Raw genomic sequence first — 12,188 nt, 5'->3', positions numbered from 1 at the left:
CAAGTCATGCGCGGACCCAATGTGGGAGGGTGAAAGCACCCTCCCACATTTTGATGGGGGTTACACCCCGGCCAAGTGCAGCACCAGCTTGACGATGCCAAACAGTGTCAATGCAAACACCACCGTGAACACAATGCCCAGGATCACGAAGTGGCTGGGCTTGCCGTGGGTAAAGTCGCGGGCGCGGTTCTTGCCGCTCTGCACGCCAAAGGCTGCCGCCATGACACTGTGCAGCATCTGCCAGAAGGTAGGCGGCTTGTTGTTGACTGGATCGTCCATACATCCCTCGACACCAAGTGTGTAAGGGACAGCATAGACAATCCACTTGGGAGGCGCGGCTTATGCCTTCACGCCGGGGGCTCCAGCTTGAGAAACAACACCCGGTCCAGAGGTGGCTTGATTATTACCTTCTCAAGATTGACCAGTTTTCGATTGTTGGTGCGCGCCTGTTCGATCAGGTCCTTGCGGGTAAACGCGCGTTCTTCTTTTGTCTTCAGGTGGCCGAACGAGGGCTCGAACGCGGGCGTATCAGCTTTAGGGTAGTGAAAGTGCGCGTACCACAACACGGTGTCGTCACCGCGCTTTCCTTCTTTGATCTTCTGTTTGTCACGCACCGCATATTCGGTCAGGAAGCCACCAATCTTCAGCGGCGTTCGCCTTTTGACCAAGTTGATATCGACAAAACCATGGCGCCATAGATACTCGATGTTCGCTGCTTTGGGGCGCTGCTGCTTGAAGGCTTCGCTGCACACCTCCAGCGCCAGGCGCCGCAGGCTTTGCGCCTCGTTGCGATAGGCGTTGATCAGGGCGGCGGCATTGGGCTGGGTGCCGTGGTCACGCTCGATTTCATCGGCCAGTGCGTCAAGCTGGCTCGCCTGCGGGCTCAGCATCTCCTCCCACTCCAGCGGGCGCAGCGATTCACGGCGCACATCGTCCAACAGCTTTTTTTGCTGGTCGCGAATGATGCGCTCAGTCTTCGCCCGGCGTGACATGATCATTTTGGCTTCGTTTTCAATTGCCTTCAGGCCACGCACTACCGGCACCGCAGGCGGTACGGGTGGGGCGGGTTCGACGACTTCATGCCACGCCCCTTCAACGGGGTGTTCGTGGTAGGTGGCGACGATCTTTCTGGTGACAGGGTCCTGGATGACAACCGTGCGGTCGGTGGCCTGCGCTTCGGCGGGTTGCAGCTCACCGACCAGATATTCGTGGTTGCGAGTCTTGAACACGATCTTTGTCGGACTCTTGGTCCGCTCGACTCTGGCCCGGGCAATGTTGGGGGCGAAGCCGGTGTCGACGAGGATCAGGTCGGCCAATTGGGTTTCAAGACCGCTGCGGGCTTCATTCAAGTGCTCCAGGAACGCAGCACGATACGCTTCCCGGATAAAGCCCGAGTTCATTTCAACCAGCGAGTTGACGGCATTTTCCAAGCGCTCGTAGAGGTCAAGTACGCCGTTCAGCACGTTCATCTGTTCGGCAAGGGAGTAGCCGCCGGTGTCACGAATTTCTGCGTGCGACAAGATGACGGTGTCCCTTGTGGGGTCGGCGAGTTCCATGATGAACGGATACTCGGCTGGGTCCCTGGAGCCGTGGTTACGGTTGAAGACCAGTTCTGACAGGAACATCAAAAGGCTTTGTTTTATTTCGACTGAGGAGACATAGGCATAGTCCGGCCTTTCCCTTAGCAGGTACTTGCGCTGCGCGGGGTCGGCCTGCTGGAGGAAGCTTTCCATTTTTTCTGCGAGCACAATCAAGTGCTTGAACGTTTCAACCTGGACTTTCCACAGGGCGAACACCTCGTTGTAGGCATTGGTGATGCCCTGAGGCAACTCGTCGTTAGCGCGGCCACTGAGTTCAAAATACGTTTCGCCCCGATGGGTTTCATTCGAACTCAACAGGCGTTCCATATTGATGTCGAACAGCGACCCCCAGTAATCGTAAAAATACCAGGTTGCAATGTCTTTCTTGCGCTTGGGATCCGGATTCGTCTTGTCAATTTCCATCAGTTCGGCCGCCTTCGCTTCGTACCGTTGCAGGGCGGGAAACAGGGCTTCCTTCGCGTTTCGGTAGCGTTCGTAGGCGATCTCGAACTCAACCCTGGCCGTGGCTGTTTTCTGCTGTTCTTCCAGGTGACGTTGGGTGAATCGCTCTTTGAGTTCAGGAACGGCCTTGCCGAGCAGTTCCCAGACTTGGCGCAGCGTCTTTCTTTGCTGCCTGAGTGTGGCTCGCGCACTGTTCAGGGCGATGACCGTGGGGGCAGCCGCCATGTCGCCCTCTAGAAACTCAATGCCTAGCGCTTTGAGCTCTGCGAACAAGGGTTGCATCTGCTCGGATCTTTTCCTTTGCAGTTCTGCTCGCCTGCTGCCGGGCATACCTCCTTCCAGCCTTGCGCCGCGGTCCAGTCGCCAATGGCCCTGGCCATCGCTCACAAGCTTGAAGCCCGGCCGCAGTGGATGCTGGGGGTGCACCAGGTACACCTCACCAAAGCCTGGCACGACCGCTACTTGGAATAGCAACCCTGCAACGCTCGCGTGCCAGTGATCACCGATGCGGTACAAGCCCTTGAGCGGACCACTGGCGTGGGGAGCGGGCAGCACCTGGGGCCAGGGCACCCGCACTTCGAGCAGTTTCTCCAGCAACAGGGTACCGGCTTCGGGGCTGGCCAGGGAGCGGCTGAAGTCCAGTGCCATCGGGCCTGTCAATGGGGGTTCCCCCGGTAACGCCACGGCACCCTGGCGGATGGTTGTCGTGGCTGAAGGACGGGGAGAGGCTTGCCGGTGTCGCCACGCATTGAGTTGCAGCGCTGTGTCATCCTCAGTGCGGCTTGGCCATGGTTGTGGTGCCTTGTGCGAGGAACTGGCCGCGTGCAGAAGCACCATGGCGATGTTGAGCAGCAAGTCGATCAGGGCCAGTTCGCGCGTGGTAGCGTCGTCGCTGTCCAGTCCGGACAGGTCTTGCTCAAGGCTGCTGACCATCACCATGAACCATCCCGCCAGCATCGCCGGGCCCCGCACCAGCGGCAAGATCAGGGTGTTGAACAACAGCCATGCGCCCTCCATCAGGATCGCCCAGCGGCTTTCATGGTTGGACACCGACTCGCGATCGGCCAGGTCAACCATGGCACGTGCCGTACTGCCAAACAGATGGTTGAGCAGTTGCCCATTGACCTGGGACTGCAGCCATTCATCGGCGCCTTCATCCAGCGCCAGGGTGGCGGGTGCGGGTCGCTCATAGACGGCCGCCTCATCACCGCTCAAGAACCGCAGGATATGCGGCTCTTTTATGCCCCCGTTGGCGTAAATGGGGCGGGCCTTGTCGGTCAGCCAGGTCAAGATACTGTCCTGCAAGGCTCCGGGCTGGGCAAGGGCGTCCATCAAGGCCTGGCGAGTCGAGTATTCGTAAAGGCAGTCGCTGTACAGCGGTCGATACAGCAGGTGCGGGCCCGTGCTCGCTGCGCGGGTTTCGATAATGAAAATATTGGCAACCGGGTCCGGCGCGGTGTGAGGGGCTCTGTAGAGTGCCAATGGGCGTAATACGATCTCCTGGCCGTCCACCACCCTGTCCGCTGGATAGTGGCCCATCAGCGCTTTTACATAGCGATAGCCCAGGGTGGTGATGCCGTACTGGCGCCGGATCTTGAATTCCAGTGCCTGCATGGGCAGGTGCACCTGGAGTTCACGACAAAACAGCGTTTCTCTTTGCTGGGCCTCTTCAGTGTCGCTCAATAACAACGTTCTGATGGACTGCGGGTAGCGCGTGCCGATGTCTACGCGCTGGATCAACCCGGTGCTGCCCATCAGGTAGTCCTCGGTCAGCCAGGCGGGTAGTGTCGCGCCGTCTTTCCCATAGACCTTCAGGGTGCCGCTGGGCTTGCCGGCCAGGTTCTTCACGGCCAGTTCAGTCAGCGACAGCTTGACGTGTTCGATGATCCCGGCGCCGCCTGGGTAACCCGCCGCCACGGTAAAGTCCAATATCACCTGATCCGGGTCGACGTCGCCATGGTCGGCCTTCATCTGGGTGCGCAGTGCCTCATGGCTGAAGCTGTAAATGCTCGCGATCCCCTCGTTGAATGAGCGGGCACGGTTTTTTTTCAGCACCTGCGCCATGTCCTGCAGGTGGCGATGGTAGGCAAACCGGTCATCGGCATTGGCTTGCCGGAGCCAGGCGGGCGATTGGTCGTCCACCTTTTTGAGGTCATCGAGCGAGGCCTTGGGATCCCTGGACAAGTGCAAGGCCGGGTCGGTGAGCCGTGCCAGTCGGGCTTGCAGGGCTTCTTCACTTTGGCCTTCGAAGGACAGGTGCGCGATGTCCTCAAGCTGCTGATTGAGGATCAGCCCTGCTTGCCGCTCAAATACGTTGCCATCGGGTTCGTTGCGTCGCCAGGTCAGGCTGTCGAACTCAAACCGCTCGGCCAGTTTCGCGCCCCAGGCGGTACCGAAGGCATCGATGTCATCAAAGGCTTCAACGTCCCCGTCAATGGCGTACAACAACACCTGTCTACCGCGCACGATCAGCATGTCCGGCGTCAACAGGCTGGTGTGCTCGGCACCCTTGGTCAGGGTGGTTTCGATGAAGTAGACGTAGGTGGGAGGGTCGGAGCGTCGCAGGCGCGTCAGCATTTGCGGCCACAGGCCGACGGTTGTCAGCATTTCAAGCTGCACGCCGCTCAATGTGGTGGGGGCTGTGGCGGCCGCGATCATCTGGCCCTTGAGCAACTCCCCCAGCCATTGCCAACGGCTGTTGCCGTGGGTGTCGGTCTCACTCCAGTAATCGGCCAGGGCCTGCTGGAAGTCGATGTACAGGGTGAGGCGTAACTCGTCGATGACTTGGGCGATGACCTGCATATCGATAGTCAGTGGCGCGGGTGGCGTCAGCCCCTCGGGCGGTGCCTGGGTCAGGAAAAACGATTGCCCATGTCGTGGCGAAAAGTCCAGTAGCTGGGGGGCGAGCAGGTGGCTGATGGCGACATTGAGCAACAGTTGAAACGAATAATTGCCACTGGCCAGCGGAGAGGCGAGTTTGACCAGGGTCAGATCCAGCTGCAGGGTTGGATAGCGCTCCAGGATGCGATGGCGTAACCCTGCATAGACCACCGATACCAGGGTGGGGCGTGAGGCGAAATGAATGCGGGCAGCCTGGGCCGGTAATTGGCCCAGCGCTGCTGCCGAGGTGGGGTTGGGCATGACGAAATCCTTGTTCCGGGTGAAAACCATGGTTGGGTCTGCACAGGAGATCGCATATCGTCACGCAGGTTGCGGTAGTAAAAGACCGCCAGGGTGGCGGTCTTGATGGTAGCGCCTGGGGGGCGACTTAGTTGTCGTAGCCCAGGTTCGGCGCCAGCCAGCGTTCGGTCACGGCCAGGTCCTGGCCTTTACGCGCGGTGTAACTGGCCACTTGGTCCTTGTCGATCTTGCCCACGGCAAAGTACTGCGCTTGCGGGTGCGCGAAGTACCAGCCGCTGACCGCCGCCGCCGGGAACATCGCGTAGTGTTCGGTGAGGAACACACCGCTGCGGCCGGCTTCCATCTCGCGTGCCTGCGGGTCGAGCAGTTGGAACAGGGTGCCTTTCTCGGTGTGATCCGGGCATGCCGGGTAACCCGGGGCAGGGCGGATACCGCTGTACTGCTCCTTGATCAGCGCTTCGTTGTCCAGTTGCTCGTCCTTGGCATAACCCCAGTAGTCTTTACGCACTTGCTGGTGCAGCCACTCGGCGCAGGCTTCGGCCAGGCGGTCGGCCAGGGCCTTGACCATGATCGAGTTGTAGTCATCGCCCGCGTCCTGGTAGGCCTTGGCCACTTCTTCGGCGCCGATGCCGGCGGTGGTGATAAAGCCACCCACGTAGTCGGTTACGCCGCTGTCTTTTGGCGCCACGAAGTCGGCCAGGGAGAAGTTGGGCTTGCCGTCGGTCTTGATGATCTGCTGGCGCAGGTGATGCAAGGTCGCCAGCGGCTTGCCGTCTTCGCCGTAGACTTCCAGGTCATCGTCTTTCACCTGGTTGGCCGGCCAGAAGCCGAATACCGCACGGGCGCTGATGAGCTTCTCGTCGATCAGTTTCTTCAGCATTTCCTGGGCGTCGGCGTACAGCGCGGTGGCGGCTTCGCCTACGACCTCATCGGTAAGGATGCGTGGGAATTTGCCGGCCAGGTCCCAGGAGATAAAGAACGGCGTCCAGTCGATGTACTCGGCCAAAACGTTCAGGTCGATATTGTCCAGCACCTTGGCGCCGGTAAAGGTCGGGGTTACCGGGGTGTAGGTGCTCCAGTCGAACTGTGGCTTCTTGGCGATGGCCGCCGGGTAGCTCAGACGCTCGGTGCGGGCGCTGCGGTTGGAGGTGCGCTCACGTACTTCCACGTACTCCTCGCGGGTACGTTCAACGAAGCCGGCTTTCAGTTCCTTGGACAGCAACTGCGTGGCCACACCCACCGCACGGGACGCGTCGGTGACGTACACCACCGCATCGTTGCTGTACTTGGGCTCGATCTTCACCGCCGTGTGGGCCTTGGAGGTGGTGGCGCCACCGATCATCAGCGGCAGGTGGAAGTCCTGGCGTTGCATCTCGCGGGCCACATGCACCATTTCGTCCAGGGACGGGGTGATCAGGCCGGACAGCCCGATAATGTCGCACTTCTGCTCCTTGGCCACCTGCAGGATCTTCTCCGCCGGCACCATTACGCCCAAGTCGACGATGTCATAGCCGTTGCAACCCAGCACCACGCCGACAATGTTCTTGCCAATGTCATGCACGTCGCCCTTCACGGTGGCCATCAGGATCTTGCCCTTAGCTTCCGGCTTATCGCCTTTTTCCAGTTCGATGAACGGAATCAAGTGGGCCACGGCCTGCTTCATCACGCGGGCAGATTTCACCACCTGCGGCAAGAACATCTTGCCCGCGCCAAACAGGTCACCAACGATGTTCATGCCGGACATCAGCGGGCCTTCGATCACTTCGATCGGGCGGGCGAACGACAACCGCGATTCTTCGGTGTCTTCAACGATATGGGTGGTAATGCCCTTGACCAGCGCGTGTTCCAGGCGCTTGTTCACCGGCCAGCCGCGCCATTCTTCGGTTTCGGCTTCTTTGACGCTGCCGTCGCCCTTGTACTTGTCGGCGATGGCGAGGAGGGCGTCGGTGCCGTCGGGGGTGCGGTTGAGCACCACGTCTTCCACGGCGTCGCGCAGCTCGGTTGGGATCTGGTCGTAGATCTCCAACTGGCCGGCGTTGACGATACCCATGGTCAGGCCGTTGCGGATCGCATACAGCAGGAACACCGAGTGGATCGCTTCACGCACCGGGTTGTTGCCCCGGAACGAGAACGACACGTTGGACACGCCGCCCGAGGTCAGCGCGTACGGCAGTTCGTCGCGGATGTAGGCACAGGCGTTGATGAAATCGACGGCGTAGTTGTTGTGCTCTTCGATGCCGGTGGCCACCGCGAAGATGTTCGGGTCGAAGATGATGTCTTCCGGCGGGAAGCCCACTTCATTGACCAGGATGTCGTAGGAGCGTTTGCAGATTTCTTTTTTGCGCGCTTCGGTGTCGGCCTGGCCGGCTTCGTCGAAGGCCATCACCACCACGGCGGCGCCGTAGCGCTTGCACAGCTTGGCGTGGTGAATGAACTGCTCCACGCCTTCCTTCATGCTGATGGAGTTGACGATGCCCTTGCCCTGGATGCACTTGAGGCCGGCCTCGATCACGTCCCACTTGGAGGAGTCGATCATGATCGGCACGCGGGAGATGTCCGGCTCGCCGGCAATCAGGTTGAGGAAGGTCACCATGGCCTTCTTCGAGTCCAGCATGCCCTCGTCCATGTTGATGTCGATCACCTGGGCGCCGGCTTCCACCTGTTGCAGGGCGACTTCCAGGGCTTCGGTGTAGTTGTCTTCACGGATCAGGCGGGCGAACTTGGCGGAACCGGTGATGTTGGTCCGTTCGCCGACGTTGACGAACAGTGAGCTGCGATCAATGGTGAACGGCTCCAGGCCCGACAGGCGGCAGGCCTTGGGGATATCCGGGATCACGCGCGGCGCATAACCAGCCACGGCCTTGGCGATGGCTTCGATGTGGCCGGGCGTGGTGCCGCAGCAACCGCCGACAATGTTGAGAAAGCCGCTTTGGGCGAACTCTTCGATGACCTTGGCCGTTTGCGACGGCAGCTCATCGTACTCGCCGAACTCGTTCGGCAGGCCGGCGTTGGGGTGCGCCGATACGTGGGTGTTGGCCTTGTTGGACAACTCTTCCAGGTACGGACGCAGTTCGCTGGCACCCAGGGCGCAGTTCAGGCCTACCGAGATCGGCTTGGCGTGGGCCACCGAGTTCCAGAACGCTTCGGTGGTCTGGCCCGACAGGGTACGGCCGGAGGCGTCGGTGATGGTGCCGGAGATCATGATCGGCAGTTCGAAACCCAGCTCCTCATATACACCCTGCACGGCGAAGATCGCGGCCTTGGCGTTGAGGGTGTCGAAGATGGTTTCGATCAGGATCAGGTCGGCACCGCCTTCGATCAGGCCTTTGGTGGCCTCGGTGTAGTTTTCCACCAGTTCATCGAAGGTCACGTTGCGGTAGCCGGGGTTGTTCACATCTGGCGACAGCGAGCAGGTGCGGCTGGTAGGGCCGAGCACGCCAGCGACGAAGCGCGGCTTGGCTGGGTTTTCCAGGGTCTTGGCGTCGGCAATCTTGCGCGCCAGGCGTGCGCCTTCTACGTTTAGCTCGTAGGCCAGTTCTTCCATGCCGTAGTCGGCCATGGAAATACGGGTGGCGTTGAAGGTGTTGGTTTCCAGGATGTCGGCACCGGCATCCAGGTAGGCTTTTTCGATGCCGCCGATCACGTCCGGACGGGTGATCACCAGCAGGTCGTTGTTACCCTTGACGTCGCTTGGCCAGTCGGCGAAGCGTTTGCCACGGTAGTCATTTTCTTCAAGCTTGTAGCTCTGGATCATCGTGCCCATACCGCCGTCGAGGATCAGGATACGGTCCTTGAGGGCTTGATGAAGGGCTTGCAGACGAACGCTACGATCGGACATGGGACTACTCTGGTCAGGCATTTCGGAGGGGGGGAATCATAGCAAACCTGTGCCGATTTAGAGCATGTGCAGGTTTTGCATGAATATCGTTCATGTTGCTCAAGGGTATGGCCCGGTAGAATCACCGACACATTTCCAGCGCACGCATTGAATCGGGACCGGATACATGTCACTTCGCCTCATCATCAGCGCCGTTCTGGCCTTGATCGCCAGTACTGCACAGGCACAAGACTCCGCCCCTGGGATTTCCTATACCCGCGACATTCAACCGATCTTTACCGAGAAGTGCGTGGCCTGCCATGCCTGCTACGACTCCGCCTGCCAGCTCAACCTGGGCAGTGGCGAAGGCGCAGCCCGTGGTGCAAGCAAAGTACCGGTCTACGATGGCGAGCGCAGCAAGGCCACGCCTACGACGCGCTTGTTCTATGACGCCTTTGGCAAGCAAGCCTGGCAGCAGAAAGGCTTTTATTCGGTGCTGGACGCCCAGGGCAGCCAGGCTGCGCTGATGGCACGCATGTTGGAGCTGGGCCATCGGGCGCCGCTGCAACCCAATGCCAAATTGCCAGAAGACATCGTGCTGGGCCTGAGCCGGGAAAACATGTGCGCCATGCCCGGTGAATTCAATGCCTACGCCGGCGCCCACCCCAAGGAAGGCATGCCCCTGGCAGTTACCGGCTTGACCGACCAGCAGTACCAGACCCTGCAGCGCTGGCTGGCCTCCGGCGCCCCGATCGATGAACAAGGCCTGGCGCCCAGTGCCAAGGAGGCCTTGCAGGTTCAGCAATGGGAGAACCTGCTCAACCAACCCGGCGCCCGCGAAAGCCTGGTGGCGCGCTGGTTGTTCGAGCACCTGTTCCTGGCCCATATCTACTTTGAAAACGGTGAGCCGGGGCATTTTTTCCAGTGGGTGCGTTCGCGCACGCCGAGCGGGAAGCCCATCGACCTGATCGCCACCCGTCGCCCGAATGATGACCCCGGCACCCAGGTTTACTACCGACTGTGGCCGGTGCAGGGTGTGGTCGTGCATAAAACCCACATTACTTACCCGTTCAGTGCCGAAAAAATGGCACGCATCAAGGCGTTGTTCTACGCCGGCAACTGGCAGGTCAACGCCTTGCCAGGCTACGGGCCAGGGCGTCGTGCCAACCCGTTCGAAACCTTCGAAGCCATCCCGGCCAAGGCGCGCTACCAGTTCATGCTGGATAACGCCGAGTACTTTGTGCGCACCTTTATTCGCGGGCCGGTCTGCCGTGGGCAAATCGCCACGGATGTTATCCGCGATAACTTCTGGACCCTGTTCCAGGACCCGGACCACGACCTCTACATCACCGATGCCCGCTACCGCGGCCAGGCCACACCCTTGCTGGCCATGCCGGGGCAAAACGATGACGTAGGCAGTGTACTGAGCCTGTGGCTGGCCTACCGTGACAAGCGCAACGCCTATGAGGCCTTGCGCCGTGACAACTATGCGGACCTGCCCGCGCCAAGCTGGTCATCGTTGTGGGCCGGGAACGACAACGCCTTGCTGAGTATTTTCCGCCATTTCGACAGCGCCTCGGTGACCAAGGGTTTGATCGGTGAAGTGCCGCAGACGATGTGGCTGTTCGATTACCCGCTGCTGGAGCGTACCTATTACCAGTTGGCGGTGAACTTCGATGTGTTCGGCAACGTGTCGCACCAGGCCCAGACGCGCTTGTACTTCGACTTGATCCGCAATGGTGCCGAGCAGAACTTCCTGCGCCTGATGCCGGCGGATTCGCGCGAAGGCTTCCTCGACGATTGGTACCAAAACAGCGGCAAGCTCAAGCTTTGGTTGGACTATGAGGCCATCGACGATGACAAGCCCACAGGTTTGCACCTGAACGAAAGCGATCCGAAGCGCGACTTTGCCAACCAGTTGCTGGCGCGCTACGGCGATCTGAACGCCAGCCCGGACCCGATCAACCGCTGCACAGGTGCTTACTGCTCGCGCAGCGGCATCGACCCGGCACTGCAAGACGCCGAGCAGGCGTTAAGCCGCCTGACGGCGCGGCCTGCGGCGGGGCTCCGGGTCATCGACCAGCTGCCGGAGGCGACCATGCTGCGCATCGAAACCTCCAGCGGTAAGCGCGTGGTCTACAGCCTGCTGCGCAACCGCGCCCACAGTAACGTGGCGTTCCTGCTGGGTGAGGCCTATCGCTATCAGCCGGGCCTGGACACCGTGACCATCTACCCTGGCGTGCTCAGCAGCTATCCGAACTTCATGTTCAATATCCCAGCCCAGGAAGTGCCGGAGTTTGTCGCGCAAATGGAGCGGGCCAAGGATGCCGATGGCTTTGAAAAAATCGTCGATCGGTGGGGCGTGCGCCGCAGTCATCCGCTGTTCTGGCAGTATTTTCACGATTTGTCACAGTACATTCGCGAAACCACGCCGGTGGAAGAGGGGGTTCTGGACATGAACCGCTATGAAAACCTCTGACAGGCGGTGCGGGTCTTTTCCGACAAAATTACTCGGACTTTGTACCTGCGTAATATTTTGGCGTAAACTGCCGGCAAGCCTGTGAGGAGTTTCCATGACTGCCATAACCATTACCGACGCCGCCCACGATTACCTGGCTGACCTGCTGTCCAAGCAGAACACCCCAGGTATCGGCATCCGCGTCTTTATCACCCAGCCGGGCACCCAGTACGCCGAAACCTGTATCGCGTACTGCAAGCCAGGCGAAGAAAAACCTGAAGATACCGCCCTGGGGCTCAAAAGCTTCACGGCGTATATCGACCACTTCAGTGAAGCCTTCCTGGACGATGCGGTCGTCGACTACGCCACCGATCGCATGGGCGGCCAGTTGACCATCAAGGCGCCAAACGCCAAGGTGCCAAGCGTCAACGCTGACAGCCCGGTGAACGAACGCATCAATTACTACCTGCAAACCGAGATCAACCCCGGTTTGGCCAGCCATGGCGGCCAGGTCAGCTTGATCGATGTGGTGGACGACGGCATCGCAGTGTTGAAATTCGGCGGCGGTTGCCAGGGCTGTGGCCAGGCGGACGTGACCCTGCGTGAAGGCATTGAGCGCACCCTGCTGGAGCGTGTTCCAGAGCTCAAGGGTGTACGTGACGTGACTGACCACACGCAGAAAGAAAACGCCTACTACTGAGTAAGGCGTTCACTGCGAACATAAAAAACG

General features: G+C 60.1%; 5 protein-coding genes. 2 read left to right on the top strand and 3 right to left on the bottom strand.

The window, feature by feature from the left end:
• Window positions 1–60: 60 nt before the first annotated feature.
• The 3 genes from DYL59_RS05545 to metH all read right to left on the bottom strand — a co-directional run bounded on the left by DYL59_RS05545 (window position 61) and on the right by metH (window position 9,021).
• Entirely contained in the window at window positions 61–279 is a 219-nt protein-coding gene (locus DYL59_RS05545; protein WP_135288277.1) for a DUF2970 domain-containing protein, read from the bottom strand.
• A gap of 68 nt (window positions 280–347) precedes the next feature.
• Entirely contained in the window at window positions 348–5,183 is a 4,836-nt protein-coding gene (locus tag DYL59_RS05540; protein ID WP_135288276.1) for a dermonecrotic toxin domain-containing protein, read from the bottom strand.
• Between the two features lie 127 nt (window positions 5,184–5,310).
• Window positions 5,311–9,021: a methionine synthase gene (gene metH / locus DYL59_RS05535; protein ID WP_135288275.1), complete on the bottom strand. Its 3,711-nt coding sequence runs from the start codon at window positions 9,019–9,021 to the stop codon at window positions 5,311–5,313.
• A gap of 166 nt (window positions 9,022–9,187) precedes the next feature.
• Here metH and DYL59_RS05525 point away from each other — a divergent pair, with 166 nt between their 5' ends.
• Window positions 9,188–11,479 carry a fatty acid cis/trans isomerase gene (locus tag DYL59_RS05525; RefSeq protein WP_135288273.1) on the top strand — a complete coding sequence of 764 codons (2,292 nt, stop codon included), beginning with the start codon at window positions 9,188–9,190 and terminating at the stop codon, window positions 11,477–11,479.
• Window positions 11,480–11,573: 94 nt separating this feature from the next.
• The gene (gene nfuA / locus DYL59_RS05520) at window positions 11,574–12,158 is read left to right on the top strand and encodes a Fe-S biogenesis protein NfuA (RefSeq protein ID WP_032887092.1); all 585 of its coding nucleotides are present in this window, start codon (window positions 11,574–11,576) and stop codon (window positions 12,156–12,158) included.
• Window positions 12,159–12,188: the final 30 nt, after the last annotated feature.

Source organism: Pseudomonas kairouanensis (assembly GCF_004682055.1).
GTDB lineage: Bacteria > Pseudomonadota > Gammaproteobacteria > Pseudomonadales > Pseudomonadaceae > Aquipseudomonas > Aquipseudomonas kairouanensis.
The sequence above is the reverse complement of the archived record's forward strand: the minus strand, read 5'-3'. Positions and strand labels throughout refer to the sequence as shown.

Bases quoted from the DNA above. Each gene is read 5' to 3' on its own strand.
- DYL59_RS05525 (WP_135288273.1), top strand. From the start codon at position 9,188: ATGTCACTTCGCCTCATCATCAGCGCCGTTCTGGCCTTGATCGCCAGT.
- DYL59_RS05540 (WP_135288276.1), bottom strand. From the start codon at position 5,183: ATGCCCAACCCCACCTCGGCAGCAGCGCTGGGCCAATTACCGGCCCAG.
- DYL59_RS05545 (WP_135288277.1), bottom strand. From the start codon at position 279: ATGGACGATCCAGTCAACAACAAGCCGCCTACCTTCTGGCAGATGCTG.
- metH (WP_135288275.1), bottom strand. From the start codon at position 9,021: ATGTCCGATCGTAGCGTTCGTCTGCAAGCCCTTCATCAAGCCCTCAAG.
- nfuA (WP_032887092.1), top strand. From the start codon at position 11,574: ATGACTGCCATAACCATTACCGACGCCGCCCACGATTACCTGGCTGAC.